We start from the raw sequence: 23,105 nt of genomic DNA on the forward strand, positions 1-23,105 counted from the left end.
ACGCGATGCAAGGCTGGTCCAGTCGTTGCGGGAATGTGCGGATGGGGAGGGCAGCGTTCAGGTCCATCTCGACCCGACCATGGAGATCGATGGTGCCAAGGTCTTCGCCGTCTATGGCAAGGGCGGCATTGGTAAATCCACCACCTCCTCCAACCTCGCGGTTGCCTTCTCTCTGCTGGGCAAGCGGGTGCTGCAGATCGGCTGCGATCCCAAGCATGATTCCACCTTCACCCTGACCAAAAGCCTGATCCCCACCGTCATCGATGTGCTGGAGAAGGTGGGCTTCCATTCAGAGGAACTGCGGCCCGAGGATTACATGGTCCAGGGCTATAACGGCGTGCAGTGCATCGAGGCGGGCGGACCGCCGGCGGGCACGGGCTGTGGCGGTTATGTGGTGGGGCAGACGGTCAAGCTGCTGAAGGAACATCACCTGCTGGATGATACCGATGTGGTGATTTTCGACGTGCTGGGCGATGTCGTCTGCGGCGGCTTTGCCTCGCCACTTCAACATGCCGAACGCGCCGTGATCGTCGCGGCCAATGATTTCGACAGCATCTTCGCCATGAACCGCATTGTGGCCGCCATCAAGGCCAAGTCGAAGAATTACGAGGTGCGGCTGGGTGGTGTCATCGCCAACCGATCGCGGGAAACCGACCAGATCGACCGCTACAACGCCGCCATCGGCTTGAAGCGTCTGGCGCATATCCCCGACAGCGATCAGGTGCGCCTCAGCCGCCTGAAGAAAAGCACGCTGTTTGAAATGGGCGACAGCCCGGAGATCAGGGCCATCCAGCAGGAATATCTGAAACTGGCCGAAACACTGTGGGCTGGAACGCCGGGGCTGCTGGTGGAGCCGATGAAGGACCGCGACATTTTCGATTTCCTGGGCTTCGAGTGATGGGGGCCGCCGCGATGACACATGTCGACCACATACGCCGGACCGGAGAGATCGAACATTACTTCGATCGCACCGCGCTGGATGCCTGGAAGAAACTGACGGGGGAACAGCCGGTCAGCGGCATCCGCGCCACCGTGCGCCGGGGCCGCGACCTGATGCGCCGTACCTTGCTGGGCTGGTTGCCGCAGGATTTGACCGGCTGGCGCATCCTGGATGCCGGCTGTGGGTCGGGCGTCATGTCGCTGGAACTGGCGGATCGCGGCGCGGATGTGCTGGGCATCGACCTGTCGGCGCAGATGGTGGAATTCGCCCGCCAGCGGGCCACCAACCAATGCCCGGTTGGCGGTCGTACCGGCACGCTGCGCTTTGCCAGCGGTGATATGTTGGACCCCCGCCATGGTCGCTTTGATGCCGTGGTGGCCATGGATGTGCTGATCCATTACGACGCCCCCCATGCGACGCGGCTGCTGGAACAGTTGGCGGCCCGCACGGAGCGTAAACTGGCCTTCACCCTGGCACCCGGCTCGCGCTTCCTGCGCACCATGCTGGCCGCCGGCCGCGCCTTCCCGCGCGGCAACCGCTCCCCCGCCATTTACCCGGTCGATACGGATGATCTGGTCACAGGGCTTGTCTCCCGGCCGGAGATGGCGGGCTGGTCGGTGGGGCGGACGGAACGGGTTTCCATCGGGTTCTACAAATCCCAGGCGATGGAGGTCACACGGCCATGAAGCTCGCCGCCGCCAACCGCAAAATGATCGGGCTCTGGCAGAAGCTGGGCACCCGCTACATGCCGTTCGCGGATGCGGCGTCGGTGGAAATGCCGCTGGCCCGCCTGCTGCGGCTGGCCTTGTTCCAGATTTCGGCGGGCTGCGTGATGGTGCTGCTGAACGGCACCTTGAACCGGGTGATGATTGTTGAACTGGGGGTTCCGGTCGAACTGGTGTCGGCCGCCATCGCCATCCCGGTGCTGGCGGCCCCCTTGCGGCTGTTCTTTGGCTACCGGTCAGACACGCACCGGTCGGTGCTGGGCTGGCGGCGCGTTCCCTATGTCTGGCTGGGCAGCCTGTTGCAGTTTGGCGGGCTGGCCATCATGCCCTTTGCCCTGCTGCTGCTGCAATCACAGACGGTGGGGCCGGCATGGGCGGGGGCCGTGGGGGCCTGTCTGGCTTTCATGCTGACCGGGTTTGGAATGCATATGTCCCAGACAGCCGGGTTGGCCCTGGCCAGCGATCTGGTGCCGGCGGAAAAGCGGCCGCGGGTGGTGGCCCTGCTCTATGTCATGTTGCTGGTCGGCATGATGGGGGCGTCGGCCTTCTATTCTGTCGCCCTGGTGGATTTCTCGCCCAAACATCTGATCCAGGTGATCCAGGGCACGGCGGTCTTCACCATCGCGCTGAATGTCATCGCCATCTGGAAGCAGGAAGCGCGCAACCCGGCTTTCACGGCGACCCGGGGCGACCGCGCCGGCTTCTGGGAAGCGCTGGGCCGCTATCGCAGCGATCCGGGAACGCTGCGCCTTCTGCTGACGGTGGCGGTGGGGTCGGCAGCTTTCTCCATGCAGGATATTCTGCTGGAACCCTATGGCGGCGAAATTCTCGGCATGTCGGTGGGGCGGACAACGCTGCTGACCGGCCTGTGGGCGGCGGGCGCTATGATCGGTTTTATCTGGGCGGCAAAAAGCCTGCAATCAGGTGGGCAGATGTACCGCATCGCCGCGCGCGGCCTGCTGATCGGCATTACCGCCTTTTCGGCCATCATCCTGGCCGAACCGCTGGAACTGCACAGCCTGTTCTATGCGGGGGCGGCCGGCGTGGGGATCGGGGGCGGGCTGTTTTCCGTCGGCACCCTGCTGGGGGCGATGGCGATTTCCGCCCGATCCGACAGTGGCATGGTGGTGGGGGCCTGGGGTGCCGTCCAGGCCACGGCCATGGGATGCAGCCTGCTGGCGGGCGGGGTGATCAAGAATGCCATCAACAATCTGGCGCTGAAGGGCGCGCTGGGTGAGGCGATGGTGACAAGGGCGGCGGGCTATCTCACCGTCTATGCGCTCGAAATTCTGCTGCTGTTTGTCTGCCTCGCCGCCATCGGCCCGCTGACGGGCCGGCGCTATCGGGCAAGCGGTTCACATGACATGCGTTTGGGCCTGGCGGAGATGCCCGGCTGACCGCCGGCACCAGCGCCTTATAAATGGGAGGGACAAAGATGATCGGTTCTCTCGGCGGCAGCCTCGATGTGGCCCAGATGGTGCTTTATGCCTTCTGGATCTTCTTTGCCGGCCTTCTCTGGTATCTCCGGCAGGAGGATCGGCGCGAAGGCTATCCGTTGGAAGATGACGCGACCGGGCGGTTCAACAAGAACCCCTTCCTGTTCATCCCACCGAAGAAAACCTTCATCCTGCCCCATGGCCAGGGCACCAAGCAGGTGCCGGATTTTGTACGCGACACAAGGCCCCTGTCGGGACGCCGGATCGCCAAGGCGTCGGGATATCCGCTGGAACCGGTGGGCAACCCGCTGCTGGCCGGCATCGGCCCCGGTTCCTGGGCGGAACGGGCGGAACGGCCGGACATGACCGCCCATGGCGATCCCCGCATCGTGCCGCTGCGCCATGCCGAGGGTTTCGCCATTGCGGCGGGGCAGACCGATCCGCGTGGCCTGCCCGTCATTGCCTGTGATGGGCAGGTGGCGGGAACGGTCAGCGATGTCTGGGTTGATCGGTCTGAGCAACTGATCCGCTATTACGAGGTGGCGCTGGGCACGGGCGAGGGGGCACGCCACGTGCTGCTGCCCAATAATTTCGTGGTGATCCGCAGCGGGCGCGGCAATCGCCGACAGCTTTATGTCCACGCCATCACCGCTGCGCAGTTCGCCGACGTGCCGGCCACGGCCCAGACCGGCACCGTGACGCTGCGGGAGGAGGACAAGATCGCCGCCTATTACGGTGCCGGTCTGCTGTACGCGGTGATTGACAGACAGGAGCCGCTGCTGTGAAACAGTTCGTCGCCCGTGAACATGAAATAGAGCCGATCCCTGGATTGCCGGGGCACCTGCCGGCGGGGGAGCAAATCCTCTGGCAGGGGCGCCCCGCCGCCCGGCTGGTGGCCCGGCATGTGTTGAAAAGCCTCTGGGTCGGCGGCTATTTCCTGCTGCTGGCGCTGTGGGCCGCCGCTGCGGGGCTGGCGGATGGCCAGCCTTTGGGCGGCATCCTGTTCTCCGTCGCCGTGCTGATCGCGCTGGCGGCGCTGGCGCTGGGCCTGCTGGAACTGTTCGCCTGGGGGGTGGAGCGGACAACGCTTTACACCATCACCAGCCAGCGGGTGGTGATGCGGTTCGGCGTGGCCCTGTCCATGAGCCTGAACCTGCCCTTCAACCAGATCAACGCGGTGGCACTGGGCCGGTTGGGCGGCAAGGCCGGCAGCATCGCCCTGGCCCTGCGCCCCGGCCATCGCCTGTCCTGGATGGTGCAATGGCCGCATGTGCGCGGTTGGCGCTTCGCCGCCCCGGAACCCGCCCTGATCTGTCTGGCCGATGCCGATGCCGTCGCCGCCATTCTGGCCATGGCCTATGGCCAGCATGGCAAGGTCCGGTCGCTGCCGGTCGCTGCCAATACGCTTGATGCCATGCCGCACGCCCTGGATGCGGAATAGGGGGGGATGATGCGATCCGCGCTCAGCCTGGGTTATTTCGACAGCCGGAAGCGGCGGGCGACCAGCCGGTTTCCGCGCTGGATATTGCTGGCCGCCGCCGCCTTTCTGCTGTTCGCCACCGCTGCCGTGCTGTTCGGCCAGGTAACGGGCATCGGCGTGGTGCGGGAGGGGGCAAGCCGGCCGCTGGCCGTGCGCGATATCACCATCACCCGCGCCCCTGGCGATCAGGTTGTCGTCACCGATGCGGCGACGGGGGCGGTGATTGCAGCATATCCGCCCGATCAAGGGGGCTTTGTCCGGGGCTCCCTGCGGGCCTTTGAGCGGATGCGCGATGTGGCCGCCGCCCCCAAGGGGGCCGCCTATCGCCTGATCCGCTGGGAAAATGGCCGGGTCAGCCTGTCTGACACGGCCACCGGCCAGCGCATCTATCTGGATGCCTTTGGCCGCGACAATGCGGCGGCCTTTGCCGCCTTGCTTGGCCCGCAAGGGGGAGGAAAGCCATGAACCCCGTCTTTGCCCTGATGCGACGGCGCGAGAGTGTCGATTGCACCATCGAGATCAACAACACGTTCGAGGCGCTGGGCGCGCATCTGCGCTTTGACAATGGCGTGATCATCCATCCAGGCGATGAGGTGCTGGTGCATGGCGCGCCGGTGCAAATCCCCTATGGCGAAAGCCAGAGCTTCCGCCGCCGGGCCACCATCACCCGCGCCGGCGCGCTGGAACGCGCCTGGACCCGCGCCACCGGCGACCTGGACATGCTGGAACTGTGCGAATTCAACTTCACGGAGAGGGCATTGTCATGAGCAACGCAGTGAGGGCCGATCTCCCCGACCATGAACCCTCCATTGAGGAAAAGCTGGCCGCGGTCAATGACACCACGCGCAGCGCGCTGGTTTCCACCATGCTGACGCCGCGCTTCTACACCACCGATTTTGACGAGATGGACAAGATCGATGTGGAGCCGGTGCGCGCGGAATGGGACGGGCTGATCGCCCAGATGCGCAATGACCCCAACCGCGGCCATTTCCGCCGCAATGCCGATTGGGACAATATCGACATTAATGACCTGCCCGCCGATTTGCGGGAGGAACTGATCGATTTCCTCGTCTCCTCCCTGACTTCGGAATTTTCCGGCTGCGTGCTGTATAAGGAAATGAAACGCCGGGGCACCAATAAGGAAATCTGCGAGCTGTTTGGCTATATGAGCCGGGATGAATCCCGCCATGCCAGCTTCATCAATGATGCGCTGAAGGATTTCGGCATTGGCGTGAATATGGGCTTTCTGGCCAAGGCCAAGAAATACACCTATTTCAAACCGAAATTCATTTATTACGCGACATACCTGTCGGAAAAGATCGGCTATGCCCGCTATATCACCATCTTCCGCCATCTGGAAAAGCACCCGGACCGCCGGTTCCACCCGATTTTCAAATGGTTCAAGGAATGGTGTAACGACGAATTCTCCCATGGCGAGGCGTTTTCCCTGATCATCCGCTCCGATGAACGGCTGTTGCAGGGTGTCAACAAGCTGTGGATCAAGTTCTTCCTGCTGGCCGTCTTCACCACCATGTATGTGCGCGACCATATGCGGCCCGCCTTTCATGCCGCCATGGGTGTGGATATCGATGATTACGATATGCGGGTTTTCCGCCTGACATCGGAGATTTCGCGCCAGTGCTTCCCGCTGGTGCTGGATCTGGATAATGATGCCCTGCGTGAAGGGTTCAAGCGCATGGAGCGCATCAACCGCCGCATCATCGCCGCCAAGCAGCGCGGCGGTGTGGTGGGGGCCCTCACCAAGGCCTGGTGGGCGGCGGCGGCGGGCGGCAATTTCCTGCGCATGTACATGATCCCGTCCAAGGCAAACGCGATCCCCGCGACCTCCCGCCTGCTGCCGGTCTGGTAGGGCGCCATGGAATTCGCCCACCCGGCCATCGTTGTGCTGATTGCCGTCATCGTCTGGTGGCTGTCGACCGGGCTTGTGCTGGCCATGGTCCACCGCACGGAACGCGGCGGCTGGGGGCCGGGGCAGGTCATGCCGGTCATGACCCTGTTCGGCGGTGCCGGTATTGGCCTGATGTGGTTCGGGGCCGGGGAGGTGACGCCGCTGGGCTCCTATGCCGGGTTCTTCGGGGCGCTGCTGGTCTGGGCCTGGCATGAGGCGGCATTTCTGACGGGCGTGCTGATGGGCGGCCGGGCAGGGGAATGCCCGCCATCGCTGGCAGGCTTCGCCCGCTTCCGCGCGGCGTGGGAGGCGATCTGCGATCATGAGATCGCTATCCTGATCACCGGCTTCGCCCTGTGGTTTGCCCTGGCGGACAGACCGAACCTTTTCGGCTTGGCGGCCTTTGGCTTGCTGTGGGGGATGCGGATTTCCGCCAAGCTGCTGATCTTCTTCGGCGCGCCCAATGCGGTCAGCGAGCTGATGCCGCGCCGCATCGCGCATCTGAAAAGCTATTTCAAGACTGACCGGCTGACGCCGCTTTTCTATCTGCTGATGGCGGGGGCGGTGTCGCTGTTCATTCTGCTGGTCTTCTGGGCCCATCGGGCGACAGAGGATCATTCCGTGGTTGGACATTCATTGCTGGCAACCTTCATGGCGCTGGCCATTCTGGAACATCTGGTCCTTGTCCTGCCGGTATCCGACACGGCGCTGTGGCGCTGGGCGGTGCCGGGCAGGGTGAAACACGCAACCGACAAACAGCCATAAACCGGGTTACAGGGATGGAAAGGGGAGAGAGATGGACGTTTTCGCCCATATGCAGGAAGCACTGAGCAACCTGAAAACCGCTGGCAATTACCGCGTCTTCGCTGAGCTGGAACGTCAATGCAGCGCCTTTCCGACGGCGACCGTCCACCGGGGCGATGGGGAGACGGGGGACGTCACCGTCTGGTGTTCCAATGATTATCTGGGCATGGGCCAGCACCCGAAGGTGACCGCCCGGATGACGGAGATCATCGCCAAATGCGGGGCCGGCGCCGGCGGCACCCGCAATATTTCCGGCACCAACCATTATCATGTGCTGTTGGAACGGGAACTGGCCGACCTGCATGGCAAGGAAGCCGCCCTGATCTTCACCTCCGGCTATGTCTCCAACTGGGCGGCCCTGGGTACGCTGCTGGCGCGTATTCCGGGGATCATTGTTTATTCCGACGCGCTCAACCATGCCTCCATGATTGAAGGCATCCGCCATTCCGGCTGCCAGCGCCGTATCTTCCGCCACAATGATTACCGGCATCTGCGCCAGTTGATGGCGGCGGATGATCCGACGCTGCCCAAGATGGTGGCCTTTGAATCCGTCTATTCCATGGATGGCGATATCGCGCCGATCCGGGAGATTTGCGACGTCGCACATGAATTCGGCGCGCTGACCTATCTGGATGAGGTTCATGCCGTGGGCATGTATGGGCCGCGCGGCGGTGGCGTGGCGGAACGTGAAGGGTTGATGGACCGCATCACGGTGATTGAGGGCACGCTGGGCAAGGCCTATGGCGTCATGGGCGGCTATATCACCGGGTCGGCGACCTTGATTGATTTCGTCCGCTCCTTTGCCTCCGGCTTCATCTTCACCACCGCCTTGCCGCCGGCCTTGGCGGCGGGGGCGGCGGCGGCGATCCGGCATCTGAAGGAAAGCCCGGTGGAACGTGCCCGCCACCAGGCCGCCGTTGCCAAGGTGCGCCAGGCGCTGGACGCGCGCGGCATCCCGCACATGCCCAATCCCAGCCATATTGTGCCGGTGATGGTGGGCAATGCCGCCAAGTGCAAATGGATTTCCGACATTCTGCTGGACCGGTTCGGCATCTATGTACAGCCGATCAATTATCCCACCGTGCCGGTGGGCACCGAACGGCTGCGCATCACGCCCACGCCGCTGCATAGCGACGCCGATATCCGCCATCTGGCCGACGCGCTATCCTCGCTCTGGTCACAATGCGCTCTGGCCCGTCAGGTTGCCTGACGGGGGCGCGCGCAGCAGCAGGGGGCGTCCATGGATATGATCGATAAGCCGATCATCATTCCGGCGGTGGCCCCGGACGGATCGCTGTTTCCGATTGAGAAAATGGCGGCGCACATCACCGGCCAGCTTCATCTGGCCGTGTCCGTCTTCGTTTTCGATGGCGATCTGCTGCTTCTGCAAAGGCGAGCCCTGGGTAAATATCATTGCGCCGGCCTGTGGGCCAATAGCTGCTGCACCCATCCGCATTGGCGTGAACCGGTGGAAACCTGCGCTGCGCGCCGATTGCGGGAGGAACTGGGCATCTCCCTGCCACTTCATCGGCACCAGACGGTGGATTACGCCGCCGATGTTGGTGAGGGGCTGCGGGAGCATGAACGGGTGACCTTGTTCAGCGCCTCGGCCGATCATACCCGTCTGGTGTCGTCGCCTGACCCGGTTGAGGTTGCGGCGACGCGCTGGATCAGCGTGGCCGAGCTGCGCCGCGAGGTGGCCAGCCAACCGCAGAGCTTCACGCCCTGGCTGCGGATTTACCTCCAGCGCTTCCCCGACCTGTCCTTCGACCACCCGGCGCGGGTGGCCTGACACGCACCGAACTATTCGGAATTTGCCACCGGAAATATATTTTTATTCAGCTTTTTGCTGCTTCCCGCCCGTCATTCACGCCTTCACACTTTGCTGTTGGGATGAATATTGCACAGCAGATTCCATCTTTCCTCCACCGACATGGGCATTAACAAGGTTCTGCCATAAAGAATTTCTCCTAAATTTGCTTGCGGGACATGCCCCTTCTGGTAGTACATTCATTTATATCTGATTCTTTAAAGAGAAGAAATCATGAACATCGCTGCAAGCGAATCGGTCGGTATTGCGGATGCCATCGACACCCTGCGAAAGGAATTGGCGGATGCCATCAATCGCGGTGATGGTGAGGCGTTGCGCTTCAAGGTCAAAGGGATTGAGCTGGAACTCACCGTTGCCTGCGAGATCAGCGGGAACGGCAAGGCCAGTTTCAAGGTGCTCGGCATCGGCGGCGAAGTGGGGGGTAGCGCCAAAAGTACCAACACCCATAAGGTCAAGTTAACGCTTGAGCCGGTGGATAAGAATGGAAATAATAAGGATACACTTGTAGGGGACAGGATTTCTAAGCTTCTCACTGACTAAGATAAATATTTTCACGAGATAGCAAAATGAATCCTGATCTATTATTGAGAGTTGAAGTTATATTTTCTGATGGCAGAGTTGAAATTGGGACTGGATATCCGATTTGGAAAGGTCGGATACTCACCGCGCGCCATGTTGTATCAGGTCAGGGTGGAAAAGAAAAAGAAAGCGTCAGGGTAGTCTGGCGCAATCTGGGCTCCGAGGGAAATCGGCCATCTGCAGAGGTAAAGAATATTTGGGTGCCTTCGGAAAACAAGGTTGATCTTGCGGTACTCTCTTGTGATTTTCCGGCCGAGGTCGTTGGGCCGTTCGGTACCATTTCATCCCTGCTCCCCACCTCTGATGAGAAGTGGAGTAGTCATGGCTTTGCACTTGTGGGGGAGGAATGCGATAAACGACCCTCGGTCCCGTTGAAGGGAACCTGTTTCCAGCCATCAGGCGGCAGCGATTGTCATTTTGAATTGGATGTTGATGCCAATACAACATTGGACAGGGGGTGGCGCGGGGTGTCGGGTGCGCCGGTCTTTGTCGGGGGAATGATCAAGGGTGTAATTGTTGAGTGCCCCGAGGGTTTTGGCAATGCTCGCCTTCGTGCTACGGGAGTTGCGGCCTTATGTACCGATAAAGAATTTTGTGACGCTGTTGGGTTTTCTGATATTGGCGAATATAAGAAATCGGCCGAACGACATTTGATGAAATTATTAGAAAACAAAGAATCTATATGCATAGAGTTAGCAGATAAATTTAATATTAACAGAAAAAACAATAATATAGTATCATATATTTTTCAGGCTATTCTGCAAAAATCAACAAAAGAAATTCTCGAAATATTCGAGTATATTTGTAAATTGTGGGATAGGAAGAATTGGCCGAATGATATTTCGGTTCAATTTATATGTGAATTAGTATTTATTATCCTTCCTTGTTCGGTTGACAGCGGAATTGTTCGATCTTTGAGTGCTCAAAATATTAAGAATTGGAAGCCTAATCCTGTGGGTATTCACACTGAGCACATGGCGGAGATTGCCATGGCTTCTTACGATAAACGCGCTGTACAGGTTGAGACTGTTCTGGGTGCTGGTCCGGTGGTTTTCAGGCCGAAACATGCGATCCCTACTCCTCCAACAGAAGGGCTTCATTTTGACGTTGGGGTGGCGGTGGACAATATAACCAAGCATATGATAGACGAATATTCTCCTGGATTGGAATCAAATTCTGACATACGGATCAAGGTGGTGAATAAACGACTAGAGCAATTATCGAAAAGTGCTGAGTCAAAATATATCACTTTTCTTTATGACCTAGGCAAAGAAGATCCTGTTGTTTTAAGATTAATGTCTCAATTAAAGCAGAAATTTGAGAAGCTTTTCGTGGTTCCACGCAGCGCCGATGATGCGGTCGTTTTAAACGAAGGCACCATTCCCAGCTCCATCAAATACTTCCTCGAACTCGCCGCCAGGACGAAATGATGCAGTTCTTGACCACACCAACCGGCCAACCGCTAACCCTTGCACCGCTGGGCAGCCAGCCGGAACAGGTGCATGTGTTCGATCAGGACAGCATCTATGCCATCAATGCGGCCCTGGCGGCCCGGCGTCCGCTTTTGGTGCTGGGGGAGCCCGGAACCGGGAAAAGCCAGTTGGCGCTCGCGGCGGCATCGGCCTTGCGGCGGGCCTTTGTGCAGAAGGTGGTGACCGCCCGGACCGAGGCGCAGGATCTGGTCTGGCAATTCGATGCCGTCAGCCGTCTGGCGGAGGCACAACTGGCCGGTGCCTTGAAATCAGAGGAAAACCACACGCAGGTGCGAGAGCGTTTGGCGGTTGAGAATTTTCTGACACCAGGGCCGCTCTGGTGGGCGCTAAACTGGGACAGTGCGAAGGCACAGGCTGAGAAGGCCAAAAGCCCGCCGCCACACCAGCCGCCGGGATGTGACCCGGCGAATGGCTGTGTGGTGTTGATTGATGAGATCGACAAGGCGGAGCCGGAATTGCCCAATGGCCTGTTGGAGGTCCTGGGCAATGGGGAGTTCACGCCGACCGGGTGGGACAAGCCGGTCAAATCTGCAGACACCCCGCCCCTGATCATCATCACCAGTAATGAGGAGCGGGCATTGCCCGCCGCGTTTCAGCGCCGATGTCTGGCGCTGCGGTTAAGCCTGCCGATGCAGCGGGAGGCGTTGATCGCGCATCTGATCGCGCGGGGGCAGGCACATTTCCCCAAGGCCAGCACCGATATGCTGGCCCGTGCCGCCGCACAGTTGGCGGATGATCGCCAAGCGGCGGCAGGCGACATTGCCCGTCCAAAGCCGGGACAGGCGGAATATCTGGATCTGGTGCGCGCCATCATCACCCTGGCGCCGGACGCGCCGGAGGAACAGGTGCGTCTGATTGAACAGATCGCCCCCTTTGTCATGAAAACCCATCGCGGCGAGGGGTAAGCAATGCGGGCACTGCACGGTCGGGCCGATCTGGTGCGGGCACTGGCCAGCGGATGCCCCACCCCACCAGAACAATTGGCGGCCCTTCTGGGTTTCCAGGTCCAGTCATCAAAGCCGGAGAAGCTGGAAGGCTCTGCTTCCCTGACCATATCGGCCACTATGTCTGCTACTGGCGAGGTGATTGAGGCGGCAAAGGCGGTCGACACCGTCCCCCCACCCTATTGGCAACCCGTTGCCCGCCAATACCGTTCTTCTGCCCCCGAACAACCGGAACTTTATTCTGCCCCGGTCGATGATGGGCCGGGGATGCCAGACAAACTGCCGCCATGGCCGTCGCTGTCACCCTGGCCGCATCTGTTGGCCCGGCTGAGGTCGGGGATGGCGCAAGCCCGCCCCAATGGTGGCCCCGACATTCTGAACGCCGTAACACGCATCGCCACGGCGCAGCAGCTTGACCGGGTTCCGCGGCTGCGGCGGCGGCAATGGGGTGCCGCCATTCAGGTGATTGATGATCGCAGCCGGCGGCTGGTGCCAATCTGGCATGATCAGGATGAGTTTCTGGGCTGGCTGATGCCCCTGTTCCCGGAAAACAGCGTGGATCATTGGCGTTGCTGGGACGGGGCAACGCTTCTGTTGCCGATGGATGAACGGAACCAGCATCTGGATTACGCCCCGCCGCCGGCGGGAACCATTGTGCTGGTTCTGGGCGACCTGGGCTGTCTGGACCGGTCGGCGCAGCCCCTGGTCCAGCATTGGCTGGAATTTGGTCGCACATTGCGCGCGGCGGGCTGTGTGCCCGTGGCCCTGATGCCCTGTGCGCCGCACCAATGGCCCGCTTCCCTGCAACGCATCTGGCACCTGATTCCCTGGGAGGGGCGGCAGGCCCCGCCATCATCCAATCATGATCCGGCGGAATATCTGCTGTCACTGCTGTCGCCCGCCGTCCGGGTGGAGCCGGGCCTGCTGCGGCAGGTTCGGCGGTTGCCAGGGGCGGGCGGTTTCGGCGTGGCGGCGGAGGTGGCCGCCTGGCAGCATGGTGTCATCACCAGCCAGTCCAGCGTCGCGGCATCGCTGGATGCCGAAGGAGCCAACCGCCTGCGCACGGATTTCGCCCAATATCCGGCGGACATACAGCGCCATGTCCTGGCGCTGATCCGCGACTGGCGGGCCGGCCTGTCCCCCGATGTCTGGTGTGAAGAAGTCCTCAGCCTTTCCGCCGCCAGTACTGCGCATCTGCCCGATCCCAAAGACCGCCAGCGGGCCATCCATCGCTTCCGCGAGCTTGGCCAAGCCTTGGCAAATTTGGATGACCCAAAGCGTGCCGCCGGTTATGCCATGGGCTTGCGTGGGTTATTATCCCGAATGCCCAAGGATATGGTGGAACCGGAAATCCGGCAGGCCATGGACCAGTTCTGGCATTTCGTGCACCAGTGGGATGCACGCGCGAATAACACCAGCACAGAACCGCCCAGCGGCTTTGATCCCGGCAGCATCGCACCCGGCCCTGATGCCGTGCGGCAACGCCTGCATCTGCACCATCAGGGCGGGCATTTGCGGGTTTCCCCGCCGGACAGTGCAGAAGCGGGGGGCAGCCCGCTGGCCACCATCAGCAGTGTGAACGGCCTTATTGCCATTGCCGGTGACGATCTGCCTGACCCGCGCGCGTCTTTCTGGCCGGGGGGCAAGGCCCCAGCCTGGGCCAGTGATTGGGGCCATGACCGGTTTGGGGCCTGGGCCAGTTTCACCATCGCGGGCGTGACACAGCGGCTGCGCTGGGTCACGCCGGGCCGGTTCCGAATGGGATCACCGGCGGATGAGCCCGGGCGGTATGATAATGAAGGCCCTGTGCATGAGGTGAAAATCAGCAAGGGTTTCTGGCTGTTTGACACACCCTGTACACAGGCGCTGTGGGACGCGGTGATGGGGGATAACCCCAGCCGGTTCCAATCCCCGGATCGACCGGTGGAGCAGGTGAACTGGAACGACGCGCAGGGATTTATTAAGCGGCTCAACAGCATGGTTTCCGGCCTGTCGCTCTCTCTGCCGACGGAGGCGCAGTGGGAATATGCCTGCCGTGCGGGCACGGAGACCGCGCTTTACACGGGCCCGATAGATATCAAGGGCAAACATGACGCCCCGGCGCTTGACCCCATCGCCTGGTATGGCGGCAATTGCGGCCAGGGGTTCGAGTTGAGGAATGGGCACGACATTTCGGATTGGAACGAACGACAGTACCCCGATACCAAGGGCGGCACCCATCCCGTTGGGATGAAGGCCCCGAATGGTTGGGGTCTGTACGATATGTTGGGTAATGTTTTGGAATGGTGTGCAGACTGCAACCGTGACTACAGCACCGATTCTCTCCTTGATCCCATCGGCGAGACTAAACGCGGTGCGCTCCGTTCGCTTCGCGGCGGTTCCTGGTTCGACCCCGCGGACCTCGTGCGGGCGGCCTACCGCCGCTGGTACAACCCGCTTGACCGGAACTTCGATTTTGGCTTCCGGTGCGCCCTAAGTCAGGATGGCCCGGAGGGTGGAGCGGAGCGGTCATTGTCGCATTCGCCCCGGCTGGCGGAGCGCCGGGGTGCGGCGGGAATGACATTGCCGCGACCAGGCACCAGCGTGGTGCAGGTGGGTGCCGATGCCGTGCTCGTGCCAATGCCTGCCATCCCGGCCCTGATCATCCGCAGCGATTGCGAAGAACTGCAACTGGCACAGATCACCCGCCCCGATTGGGCCAGCGCCATCGGCCGCGACCGGTTCGGCCTGTGGACCCGCATTGACATTGCGGGCGCAACGCAGCGACTGCGCTGGATGGCACCGGGCCGGTTCCTGATGGGATCACCGGCGGATGAGCCGGGGCGGTGGGATGATGAAGGCCCTGTGCATGAGGTGACAATCAGCAAGGGTTTTTGGCTGTTTGACACGCCCTGTACACAGGCGCTGTGGCAGGCGGTGATGGGGGATAACCCCAGCCGGTTCCAATCCCCGGATCGACCGGTAGAGACGGTGAGTTGGCACGATGCGCAGGGGTTCATAACGCGGATCAACAGCATGGTTCCCGGCCTGTCGCTCACCCTTCCGACGGAGGCGCAGTGGGAATATGCCTGCCGTGCGGGCACGGATACGGCGCTTTACACTGGCCCGATTGAGATTGACGGGAAGAACAACGCTTCGGCGCTTGATCCAATTGCCTGGTATGCCGGTAACAGCGAGAAACAAACCCATCCCGTTGGGATCAAGGCCCCCAACGGCTGGGGTCTGTACGATATGTTGGGCAATGTTTGGGAATGGTGTGCGAATGGTGAGTACAACTATGGCTCTGGTTCCATGGGGGAGACGGAGGACGGTGCAGACCGTTCGCTTCGCGGCGGTTCCTGGGACTACTCCGCGCGCAATGTGCGGGCGGCCGTCCGCTACTGGCACCACCCGGATGACCGGAGCGACGACTATGTTGGCTTCCGGTGCACCCAAGGTCAGGCAGGCCCGGAGGGGGGAGCGGGGAAGACGCCCGCTACAAAGAAACGCAAGAAATAACGACCACGAGAAAGATCAGCCATGCGCAGGACGTTTTTCACCACACATGTTCGGCCTAGCGCAACGGGACAGTACCGTATGGACATGGCCACGTCTGCGCACCAATGCCGCCCGTCGAACGCTCACCGGCTTGCCGCCCGTCCTGCGGGGGTCTTGGGATGAACAGGGCATCCATGGCGTTGATGCCCCCCCTGGCCAACGGCAATCCGCCGGATTGGGCCAGCGAATGGGGCCAGGATGAACACGGCCTGTTCGTCGGCTTTACGATTGCCGGTGTGACGCAGCGACTGCGCTGGGTAAAGCCAGGCCGGTTCCTGATGGGATCACCGGCGGATGAACCGGGGCGCTCCAATGACGAAGGCCCTGTGCATGAGGTGACGATCAGCAAGGGTTTCTGGCTGTTCGACACGCCCTGCACACAGGCGCTGTGGCAGGCGGTGATGGGGAAAAACCTCAGCCGTTTCCAATCTCCGGATCGACCGGTGGAGAGTGTGAGCTGGCACGATGCGCAGGGGTTCATAACGCGGATCAATGGTATGGTTCCCGGCCTGTCGCTGTCGCTGCCGACGGAGGCGCAGTGGGAATATGCCTGCCGTGCGGGCACGGATACGGCGCTTTACACCGGCCCGATTGAGATTGACGGGGATAACAACGCCCCGACACTTGATCCCATTGCCTGGTATGACGCTAACAGCAAACGTAAGTCTCACCCTGTTGGGATGAAGGCCCCCAATGGCTGGGGCCTCTATGACATGTTGGGCAATGTCTTGGAATGGTGTTTGGATGGCCCACGCAAATACAGTTCTGCTCCCGTCGTGGATCCTATCGGTGAGACGGACGTCGGTGCAGCCCGCTCTCTCCGAGGCGGTTCCTGGGGCCGCTCGCCGCGCCGCATACGGGCAGCCTTCCGCTGCTGGGACCTCCCGGATGACCGGAGCGGCAATTGTGGCTTCCGGTGCGCTCAAGGTCAGGCAGGCCCTTAGAGCATGATGGCGGCTGAACGCTCTGCCCGGCGGGCCGACGGCACCGTCAGTTGGGCTTGGCCTCCCCGGCGGCTGGTGGTGACCGTTCCGCCGGCTTGGCCTCGTCCCCTGTGTTCAGGATAACGGGCAGACCATCACGGCCGCCAATGATGATGGTCTTGGCATTGCTGGAGGTGGCAAAGCTCTGTGTCGCCTCAATCCCTCGCAGCCGCAGATATTCCGGGGTGATGGTACGGGCAACGATATCCTGGAACTGGCGGATGCCTTCGGCCTCGATCCGCTTGCGGTCCTTTTCCTTTTCCTCTCGGGCAATGCGGAAATCATATTCCTGCATAATCTGTTCCTGCTCGGCCTTGCGTTCAATGGCTTGACGCACGGTCAGGGGCAGGGTGACGTTGGAAACCAGCACTTCATCAATATGGATCATCGGCATGTTCAATGGATTGCCGGTCGTATCCTTATCATTACCAATGGGAAAATCGATCTTTGCCTGTTCTTCCAGGAAATCCTGAATTTCATCCCGTTTAACCGAGTAGAAATTTTCTGGCGTGTGTTTGGAGACGAATTTGTACAGCAGGCTGGCGATTTCCGGCTGGATCAGGGTTTCCAGATATTCCCGTCCTGCAAGCTTATGCAGCAGGCCCGCCGCTTCCGGGTTGACCCGGTAGCGGAGTGCGACTTCCACCTTGATGGCCAATCCATTGGCGGCCACCGCCTCATATTCACGCGTAAAGCTGCGCAGGCGGGTATCGTACAGGGTGCTTTCATCCCAGGGGAAGATGAAATGGGTGCCTTCCAGCATCACCTCTTCCGTAACGGTACCGCCGGCAAACCGTTTCCACATCACCCCGACGGAACCGGCTGGCACCTCGATCACCATGCGGGGGGCGATGGCCAGCAGGCCCAATATTATCGCCAGTGTCAGGGCGTAAAGGGAAACCGCATTCTCCTTCGCCCAGGCCTGAGCGCTATGCCAATAGCGCACATAGGTGGGGGTGGCGGCAGACGTCGCGACCTGTTTCATTCGCGTTCAGTCCCGCGTCTGCATCTTGAAATGGGATCCAGGCCGGGTAATGGCTTGGATAATGAAGGAGATCAGCGGGGTAATAAAAATCGCCAGCAGGAAATGGCCGATGAACCCGAAGGTTGTCTTGCGACCCATGAAGCCGCAGATGGCACAGGACAGGCCATAAAGCAGGAATACCGTAATCAACATGGGGCCAGAACCTTTGTCACCGGGTTGGCATCGTTGCTGAGAAGAGAAGGCGGGGGACTGTCGGTCCCCCGCCAGCAGGCTCAGGCGGCGACCGGGGCGGCGGCCTCGGCCGTTTCCTCCGCCTTCTTGCCGCGCACCTTGTTGTACTGGGACACGAAATAATCCTTCACCTTCGCCGGATCGAAGGTCAGGAAAGTGCCGCCAGAGGCGAAATGCTGTTCGAACACCCGGCCGACGGCATAGGTGAAGGCAGCATTGAAGCCCGGCAGGGCCAGCCAGCGATAGGCGGTGCCCACCACCGGCAGGTTGGCGACCAGGGCGCTGAGGCCGGAGCTGGCGACGGCCTTGGGGGCAATGGTGGCCAGCAGCGTACCCAGGGCCGGGCGCACCAGATCGGCACGGAATTCCTGACCATAAACCTTGGCCAGTTCGCGCACCAGGTTAAGCTGCACCCCAGCCAGGGCAACGCTGTCCAGCAGATAGACCGGCACCACCACCGTGGCGGCAGAGGCCAGCACGTGGTTGCGGATGATGGTGGCGGCATGGGCCGAACGGGCGGCATCCAGATCGCTGGATGTCGTGGTTTCGGCCGTGGTGGCCTCCGCTGCCGGGGCGGCAGCAGCGGCAGGGGCATCCGCAGCGGCCGTATCGGCAGCCGGGGCGGTACCCTCAGTCTGATCCTTCTTGGTTACCATGTCAGTGCGCTCCAGTAGAAGAGAGGATGGCGGGCCCGCCCCCGGTATGGCGGCGGGCTGTTCCTGCCCCGGATCGACGGTCAACGCTGGATGGCAGGCTCACGCGGCCAGCGACACCGTACAATGGGCTAACCAATAGTTGGGTGATAGTCAAAATTTTTCCCCATATTTACAAGTCAAATCATATGATGATTACGTGATGTCCTGCTGCGGCATCGGATTGCCGGGCGCTGCATGGCTGATTGTTTCCAACCGCCCTTCATTCATGTGATAGGCGCGGTCTGCCAAGTGGAACCAGCGGTCATCATGGGTGACGCAGATGACGATCTTGCCCATGGTCCGCAGTTCCGGCAGCAACTCCTCATAGAAGATCTTGCGGAAATGCGGGTCCTGGTCGGCGGCCCATTCATCCAGCACGATGACCTTCTTATCTTCCAGCCGCGCCACCACCAGGGCCAGCCGTTTGCGCTGGCCGGTGGAAAGGCTGGTTGTGCTGAAACAGCCATCGGCGATGGACACTTTGTCCCGCATTTCCAGCCGTTCCAGCAGGGGGGCGGCGTCCGCATCCGTCACCTCCCCCACGCCATAGAGGCGGCGTGACAGGTGATAGTCGGAGAAGATGGCGGAGATATTGTCCCGCCATTGCTGCATCGCCGTCGCCGGCACCGGCTTGCCATCCACCAGCAACGCCCCTTCATCCAGCGGCATCAACCCGGTCAGCAGCCGCAGCATGGTGGATTTGCCGGAGCCATTGCCGCCGGTGATGAAGGTGATCTCCCCGGCATGGAAGCTGGCATCCAGCGGGCCGACGGCAAAGATGGGATTGTCCCGCGCGTCACGATAGGCGAAACGGGCGCCTGACAGGGCGATGCTGGTGGGATTGTCGAAACCATCCGCCGGTTCCGGCTCGGCCGCGGCTGCTATCGGGCCGGCGGCTTCGCGCAGCCGTTCCTCCATCGCCTCAATATTGGCCAGCGACATTTCCGCCTGGGTCAGCATGGGCGTGACGAAGGAAACGGTGCTGACGGGGCCGACGATAAACAGGGCGGCCGTGGTGGCGGGCACGACAACCGTATGGAAATCGGTGGTCAGCAGGGGCACCACGAAAACCATCAGCCCGATCAGGGTGTAGAACATCACCTCAATCAGGGAGAAATTGCGCCCCCATTGGGTTTTGGTGGCGATGTTGACGGTGCAGGCGCGGGCGGAGGCCCGGCCGATGGCCTGGGTCAGCGCATCGGCGCGCGGCCGGCTCATCCTCACTTCCTTGAAGCCGCGCAGCATGTCGGTCAGCCCGTCAAACACATCGGCTTCCGCCGCGACGGTTTCCATCAGCTGCTTGCGGAAGCCATGCATCCGGGCATAGCGCACGGCCACGGCCAGCCCGGCGAAACCGAAGGCCAGCACACAGGCGATGGGCGACAGCCAGGCCAGATAAAGCGCCAGAAAGACCAGCATCACCGCCTGTTGGGCCCCGATCACCAGCAGCGGCAGGATGCTGCCCAGCGCCTGGGTATCCTGCACCAGCACGCCATTCAGCGCGGCCCGGCCGATCTTTTCCACCGTCACCAGATCGGACCGGCGCACGGCGTCGAACAGGCGCAGCCGGAATCCGTGGATCAGCCGTTCGGCATCGTGCGAGGCGGTCACCAGGGTGACATTATGGCTGATGCCGAACAGGGTGATGGTGACGACATACATCAGCACCAGCCGCAAACCCGGCTGGCCATCATCCTGCGTGGCCTGGGTGGCGGCCTGCACCAGCCACAGCAAGGTGGCCGTGGCGATGGCCGACAGCACGTTCATCCAGGAGACCAGCCGCAGATTTTCCGGTATCTCCCGTAAGATCACGCGGGCCAGATTGGAATTGAAAGGGGGGCGGGTCATGCGGCCATGTCCCCCTGTCCGGCGGGCGGGGGCGGCACCGGCACTTCACTCATCCGGCCTTCTTCCATATGCAGGCGGCGGTCGGCCACGTCGAAATAATGATCATCATGGGTGACGGCGATCAGGGTCAGGCCCTGGGCCTTCAGCGCAGGCACAATCTCACGGTAGAATTTGTGCCGGAAATGCGGGTCCTGGTCGGCGGCCCATTCATCCAGGATCAGGATGGGCTTCTTCTCCAGCAAGGCCGCCACCAGCCCCAGCCGCTTGCGCTGCCCGGCCGACAGGTCGCGCCGGCCGAACCGGTCATCCTTCAACGCCGTCACCTTGTCCATTTCCAGCCATGCCATCAGGCGGTCGGCTTCCGCCCTGTCGGGCGCGGGCGTGCCATAGAGGCGGCTGAACAGGTGAAAATCGGCAAAGACGGTGGCCATGTTTTCCCGCCATGCCGCCAGCCGGTCAGGTCCGACCGAGACGCTGTCCAGCAGCAACCGGCCCGATGTCGGCCGGTACAGCCCGGTCAGCAGCTTGATGAAGGTGGATTTGCCCGATCCATTGCCGCCGGTGATGAACACCACCTCACCCCGCCGCAGCGTCAGATCGAAGGGCCCGACGGAAAAGCCCTTTTCCCCATCGCGGCCGGGGAAGGTGAAGCTGACGGCATCCAGCTGCAATTGCTGGAAATCGGCCGGCAGTGCCTCCCCCGGCTGGTCGCTGCCTTCTTCGGCCAGGGCGGCCAGTTCCGGTTCCAGCTCAAGCATCCGCCCGGCGGCAGCCTCTGCCGCTGTCATGATGGCCAGCGACTGCATCAGCCCGAAGACGGGGGCCGACATGAACAGCACGGCGGCGGCCACCTGCGCCATTTCGGCGCTGAAGCCCTTGGCATAGGCGGGGGCGACGAAGATCACCAGCCCCAGCATCAGGTTGAAGGCCATTTCGCCAAAGATGAATTGCTGCCAGCTATGCATATGCACAATGTTGCGGGCACCGACGGTACGTTCGGAGGCTTCCGTGAAGCTCTGCCCCAGCCCGGCGCTGCGGGCGCTGTTCAGCCGCTGTTCCTTGAACCCGTCAAACAGGTCGGACACGCCCTCGAACAGGGCTGCTTCCTGCTGCATCAGTTTTTGCTGCTGCGCCTGCAGCTCCCGCCCCAGGCGGATATAACCCCAGGTGCCCAGCGCCAGCAGCCCGCCGATCAGCAGGAAGGCCAGGGCGTTGATGATGGCGATATAGACCAGGATCGCCAGGGTCAGCAGGCAGGATTGCAGGGTCAGCGCCAGGAACTGGGAATTCTGGGAGATGGTCTGGCTGGCCTGGCTGATACTTTCAAACAGCGGCGTCTGGCCGAATTTCTCCAGCTTCAGCAGGTCGGCATGGCGGATATGGTCCAGCAGGCGCAGGCGCAGCCCATCCACCACCTCTTCCAGGTCACTGGCCATACGGCGCACCAGCCAGACCTGGGAGAACCAGAATCCGGCCAGCGAGGCCAGGAACAGCAAAGCCAGGGCCGCATCCAGAAAATCCGCCTTTTCCTTGGCGATATTCTGCGCAGCAGTATTGATGATGGCCAGCACGATGGTGCTGCTCAAGGCAGAGCCAGCCGCCGCCAGCAGCAGCCGGCGCAGCGGCTGCGATCCCAATCGACCCAGAAGGCGCAGCAGATTCATTGTGTCAGGCCGCCCGGTCCAGGGCGGCGGCTTCGGTCTGGCCGCTTTCGGCCACCCGGATGCGCAGCACGTGCCGGTTATAATCGCTGAACGGCGTGCGGCCATGCAGGGCCTGATGGTTGTTCAGCACCTGCAAGCTGTCCGCCGGCATCTGCAGGGCCACCAGCTTGTCCTGCCGCGCCACCTCTGCATTCAGGATATCCAGGGCGCGGCGCAGCTCCGGCGTGTCCAGTTCCGGGTGAAGGGCCAGACCCTTGCGCAGCGTGTCGCTGCGGTAACGCACGGCCGGCCGTTCCCCGAAGATCGGGGCCAAGGTCACCTCCACCTTGTCGGCCGTGCCGGTTTCAGTGAAAACCGCCGGGATGCGGAAGGGCAGGGGCCGGTCGGTGAGATAGTCCATCGCCCAGCGCCCTTCCGCCGTTGCCGCCAATGATTGGCGCAGGCAGCGCAAATCCCGGTTGGTGGAAATGCCACCCCCGCAGGCCGCCGGGGTGATATAGTAAAGCATCATATAGCGTTCAGGGTTGGCAAAGTACTGCGTATCCGTATGCAGGTCTGCCTCAAACGGATGTTCAGAGAAGGTGGAGACACTGTTGGTCGCCATCTTCGCTTCCCGTACCTTCACATCCCAGACGACACGGCGATCCACCTTGTCGGTCGCGGTTGGCAGGCCCAGGCTGACCGACAGGGCGAACAGCAGGGCCGACCGTAGCGGCAATGGCAGCCCCGCCAGCCCCAGTTTGGGCAGCACCAGGGCGCTGTAATCGCCTTCCAGCAGTTCCTGAATGCTGTTGGCCAGATCGAACAGAACCGGGGCCCGCAAGGCCAGATCCGCCCGTAATTCGGTTTCCCGCTCCGGTGGCACCAGCCGGCCGGGATCGATCTCCCCGCCATAATGGTCGGCCAGCACGGCCAGGGCCGCGTCAATCTGCTCGCGGGCGAAGGGGCGCAGGGAGAATTCCCCCGTGCCCGGCCCCAGATCGCGGCAATGGCTCAGCAGGTTATGTGGCATCGACATGGT

At 61.8% G+C, this 23,105-nt stretch carries 22 protein-coding genes; 16 read left to right on the plus strand and 6 right to left on the minus strand.

The genetic code is table 11. The features are described 5' to 3' along the window. Positions 1 to 79 precede the first annotated feature (79 nt). The 16 genes from bchL to PCJ49_RS00225 all read left to right on the plus strand — a co-directional run bounded on the left by bchL (position 80) and on the right by PCJ49_RS00225 (position 16,622). Positions 80 to 898, plus strand: a complete 819-nt coding sequence (gene bchL / locus PCJ49_RS00150; protein ID WP_269909808.1) for a ferredoxin:protochlorophyllide reductase (ATP-dependent) iron-sulfur ATP-binding protein — start codon at positions 80 to 82, stop codon at positions 896 to 898. 14 nt (positions 899 to 912) lie between these two features. Next, positions 913 to 1,626 carry a magnesium protoporphyrin IX methyltransferase gene (gene bchM / locus PCJ49_RS00155; RefSeq protein WP_269909161.1) on the plus strand — a complete coding sequence of 238 codons (714 nt, stop codon included), beginning with the start codon at positions 913 to 915 and terminating at the stop codon, positions 1,624 to 1,626. Next, positions 1,623 to 3,062: a BCD family MFS transporter gene (locus tag PCJ49_RS00160; protein ID WP_269909162.1), complete on the plus strand. Its 1,440-nt coding sequence runs from the start codon at positions 1,623 to 1,625 to the stop codon at positions 3,060 to 3,062. The genes bchM and PCJ49_RS00160 overlap by 4 nt, the downstream gene beginning before the upstream one ends. 38 nt (positions 3,063 to 3,100) lie before the next feature. Then, positions 3,101 to 3,886: a photosynthetic reaction center subunit H gene (gene puhA, locus PCJ49_RS00165; protein WP_269909163.1), complete on the plus strand. Its 786-nt coding sequence runs from the start codon at positions 3,101 to 3,103 to the stop codon at positions 3,884 to 3,886. Then, positions 3,883 to 4,542, plus strand: a complete 660-nt coding sequence (puhB, locus tag PCJ49_RS00170) for a photosynthetic complex putative assembly protein PuhB (protein WP_269909164.1) — start codon at positions 3,883 to 3,885, stop codon at positions 4,540 to 4,542. The genes puhA and puhB overlap by 4 nt, the downstream gene beginning before the upstream one ends. Positions 4,543 to 4,548: 6 nt before the next feature. Next, on the plus strand, positions 4,549 to 5,046 hold the full coding sequence (gene puhC, locus PCJ49_RS00175; RefSeq protein ID WP_244559660.1) for a photosynthetic complex assembly protein PuhC: 498 nt from the start codon (positions 4,549 to 4,551) through the stop codon (positions 5,044 to 5,046). Further along, a complete protein-coding gene (locus PCJ49_RS00180) occupies positions 5,043 to 5,348 on the plus strand; it encodes a hypothetical protein (RefSeq protein WP_269909165.1) in 306 nt (101 codons plus the stop codon). Before puhC ends, PCJ49_RS00180 begins: the two co-directional genes overlap by 4 nt. Further along, positions 5,345 to 6,451, plus strand: coding sequence for a magnesium-protoporphyrin IX monomethyl ester (oxidative) cyclase (acsF, locus tag PCJ49_RS00185; protein WP_269909166.1), 1,107 nt, complete (start codon positions 5,345 to 5,347; stop codon positions 6,449 to 6,451). The genes PCJ49_RS00180 and acsF overlap by 4 nt, the downstream gene beginning before the upstream one ends. 6 nt (positions 6,452 to 6,457) lie before the next feature. Next, complete coding sequence (puhE, locus tag PCJ49_RS00190; RefSeq protein ID WP_269909167.1) at positions 6,458 to 7,255, plus strand: putative photosynthetic complex assembly protein PuhE; 798 nt, start codon at positions 6,458 to 6,460, stop codon at positions 7,253 to 7,255. A gap of 31 nt (positions 7,256 to 7,286) precedes the next feature. Further along, complete coding sequence (hemA, locus tag PCJ49_RS00195) at positions 7,287 to 8,504, plus strand: 5-aminolevulinate synthase (protein WP_269909168.1); 1,218 nt, start codon at positions 7,287 to 7,289, stop codon at positions 8,502 to 8,504. A gap of 30 nt (positions 8,505 to 8,534) precedes the next feature. Beyond that, positions 8,535 to 9,086 (plus strand): NUDIX domain-containing protein, encoded by a 552-nt coding sequence (locus tag PCJ49_RS00200; protein ID WP_269909169.1) that lies wholly within the window; start codon positions 8,535 to 8,537, stop codon positions 9,084 to 9,086. A gap of 252 nt (positions 9,087 to 9,338) precedes the next feature. Continuing rightward, the gene (locus PCJ49_RS00205; protein WP_269909170.1) at positions 9,339 to 9,665 is read left to right on the plus strand and encodes a trypco2 family protein; all 327 of its coding nucleotides are present in this window, start codon (positions 9,339 to 9,341) and stop codon (positions 9,663 to 9,665) included. Positions 9,666 to 9,691: 26 nt separating this feature from the next. Then, the gene (locus PCJ49_RS00210; RefSeq protein WP_269909171.1) at positions 9,692 to 11,134 is read left to right on the plus strand and encodes a hypothetical protein; all 1,443 of its coding nucleotides are present in this window, start codon (positions 9,692 to 9,694) and stop codon (positions 11,132 to 11,134) included. Continuing rightward, entirely contained in the window at positions 11,131 to 12,102 is a 972-nt protein-coding gene (locus tag PCJ49_RS00215) for a MoxR family ATPase (protein WP_269909172.1), read from the plus strand. The genes PCJ49_RS00210 and PCJ49_RS00215 overlap by 4 nt, the downstream gene beginning before the upstream one ends. Before the next feature lie 3 nt (positions 12,103 to 12,105). After that, on the plus strand, positions 12,106 to 15,639 hold the full coding sequence (locus PCJ49_RS00220) for a formylglycine-generating enzyme family protein (protein WP_269909173.1): 3,534 nt from the start codon (positions 12,106 to 12,108) through the stop codon (positions 15,637 to 15,639). Positions 15,640 to 15,812: 173 nt separating this feature from the next. After that, positions 15,813 to 16,622, plus strand: a complete 810-nt coding sequence (locus PCJ49_RS00225) for a formylglycine-generating enzyme family protein (RefSeq protein ID WP_269909174.1) — start codon at positions 15,813 to 15,815, stop codon at positions 16,620 to 16,622. A gap of 46 nt (positions 16,623 to 16,668) precedes the next feature. Here the strand turns inward: PCJ49_RS00225 and PCJ49_RS00230 are convergent, their stop codons facing one another. The 6 genes from PCJ49_RS00230 to PCJ49_RS00255 form a co-directional block, all read right to left on the minus strand. Then, the gene (locus PCJ49_RS00230) at positions 16,669 to 17,646 is read right to left on the minus strand and encodes a prohibitin family protein (protein ID WP_269909175.1); all 978 of its coding nucleotides are present in this window, start codon (positions 17,644 to 17,646) and stop codon (positions 16,669 to 16,671) included. A 6-nt stretch (positions 17,647 to 17,652) separates the two neighbouring features. Then, on the minus strand, positions 17,653 to 17,838 hold the full coding sequence (locus PCJ49_RS00235; RefSeq protein WP_089290148.1) for a hypothetical protein: 186 nt from the start codon (positions 17,836 to 17,838) through the stop codon (positions 17,653 to 17,655). A gap of 80 nt (positions 17,839 to 17,918) precedes the next feature. Beyond that, complete coding sequence (locus PCJ49_RS00240; RefSeq protein WP_269909176.1) at positions 17,919 to 18,533, minus strand: DUF697 domain-containing protein; 615 nt, start codon at positions 18,531 to 18,533, stop codon at positions 17,919 to 17,921. 192 nt (positions 18,534 to 18,725) lie between these two features. Then, positions 18,726 to 20,420, minus strand: a complete 1,695-nt coding sequence (locus PCJ49_RS00245) for a cyclic peptide export ABC transporter (RefSeq protein WP_269909177.1) — start codon at positions 20,418 to 20,420, stop codon at positions 18,726 to 18,728. Further along, positions 20,417 to 22,084, minus strand: coding sequence for a cyclic peptide export ABC transporter (locus PCJ49_RS00250; RefSeq protein ID WP_269909178.1), 1,668 nt, complete (start codon positions 22,082 to 22,084; stop codon positions 20,417 to 20,419). Before PCJ49_RS00250 ends, PCJ49_RS00245 begins: the two co-directional genes overlap by 4 nt. A gap of 4 nt (positions 22,085 to 22,088) precedes the next feature. Continuing rightward, positions 22,089 to 23,102 (minus strand): TauD/TfdA family dioxygenase, encoded by a 1,014-nt coding sequence (locus tag PCJ49_RS00255; RefSeq protein ID WP_269909179.1) that lies wholly within the window; start codon positions 23,100 to 23,102, stop codon positions 22,089 to 22,091. Between the last annotated feature and the right edge of the window lie 3 nt (positions 23,103 to 23,105).

The sequence above is a fragment of the Niveispirillum sp. BGYR6 genome (assembly GCF_027568365.1).
In the GTDB taxonomy this organism is placed as follows: Bacteria; Pseudomonadota; Alphaproteobacteria; order Azospirillales; family Azospirillaceae; genus Niveispirillum.

Coding starts and splice junctions, on each gene's coding strand:
- puhA (WP_269909163.1), top strand. CDS start 3,101: ATGATCGGTTCTCTCGGCGGCAGCCTCGATGTGGCCCAGATGGTGCTT.
- puhE (WP_269909167.1), top strand. CDS start 6,458: ATGGAATTCGCCCACCCGGCCATCGTTGTGCTGATTGCCGTCATCGTC.
- PCJ49_RS00205 (WP_269909170.1), top strand. CDS start 9,339: ATGAACATCGCTGCAAGCGAATCGGTCGGTATTGCGGATGCCATCGAC.
- PCJ49_RS00235 (WP_089290148.1), bottom strand. CDS start 17,838: ATGTTGATTACGGTATTCCTGCTTTATGGCCTGTCCTGTGCCATCTGC.
- PCJ49_RS00240 (WP_269909176.1), bottom strand. CDS start 18,533: ATGGTAACCAAGAAGGATCAGACTGAGGGTACCGCCCCGGCTGCCGAT.
- PCJ49_RS00255 (WP_269909179.1), bottom strand. CDS start 23,102: ATGTCGATGCCACATAACCTGCTGAGCCATTGCCGCGATCTGGGGCCG.
- bchM (WP_269909161.1), top strand. CDS start 913: ATGACACATGTCGACCACATACGCCGGACCGGAGAGATCGAACATTAC.
- PCJ49_RS00245 (WP_269909177.1), bottom strand. CDS start 20,420: ATGACCCGCCCCCCTTTCAATTCCAATCTGGCCCGCGTGATCTTACGG.
- PCJ49_RS00210 (WP_269909171.1), top strand. CDS start 9,692: ATGAATCCTGATCTATTATTGAGAGTTGAAGTTATATTTTCTGATGGC.
- hemA (WP_269909168.1), top strand. CDS start 7,287: ATGGACGTTTTCGCCCATATGCAGGAAGCACTGAGCAACCTGAAAACC.
- acsF (WP_269909166.1), top strand. CDS start 5,345: ATGAGCAACGCAGTGAGGGCCGATCTCCCCGACCATGAACCCTCCATT.
- puhC (WP_244559660.1), top strand. CDS start 4,549: ATGATGCGATCCGCGCTCAGCCTGGGTTATTTCGACAGCCGGAAGCGG.
- PCJ49_RS00220 (WP_269909173.1), top strand. CDS start 12,106: ATGCGGGCACTGCACGGTCGGGCCGATCTGGTGCGGGCACTGGCCAGC.
- PCJ49_RS00160 (WP_269909162.1), top strand. CDS start 1,623: ATGAAGCTCGCCGCCGCCAACCGCAAAATGATCGGGCTCTGGCAGAAG.
- PCJ49_RS00215 (WP_269909172.1), top strand. CDS start 11,131: ATGATGCAGTTCTTGACCACACCAACCGGCCAACCGCTAACCCTTGCA.
- PCJ49_RS00180 (WP_269909165.1), top strand. CDS start 5,043: ATGAACCCCGTCTTTGCCCTGATGCGACGGCGCGAGAGTGTCGATTGC.
- PCJ49_RS00225 (WP_269909174.1), top strand. CDS start 15,813: ATGGCGTTGATGCCCCCCCTGGCCAACGGCAATCCGCCGGATTGGGCC.
- PCJ49_RS00250 (WP_269909178.1), bottom strand. CDS start 22,084: ATGAATCTGCTGCGCCTTCTGGGTCGATTGGGATCGCAGCCGCTGCGC.
- PCJ49_RS00230 (WP_269909175.1), bottom strand. CDS start 17,646: ATGAAACAGGTCGCGACGTCTGCCGCCACCCCCACCTATGTGCGCTAT.
- PCJ49_RS00200 (WP_269909169.1), top strand. CDS start 8,535: ATGGATATGATCGATAAGCCGATCATCATTCCGGCGGTGGCCCCGGAC.
- bchL (WP_269909808.1), top strand. CDS start 80: ATGGAGATCGATGGTGCCAAGGTCTTCGCCGTCTATGGCAAGGGCGGC.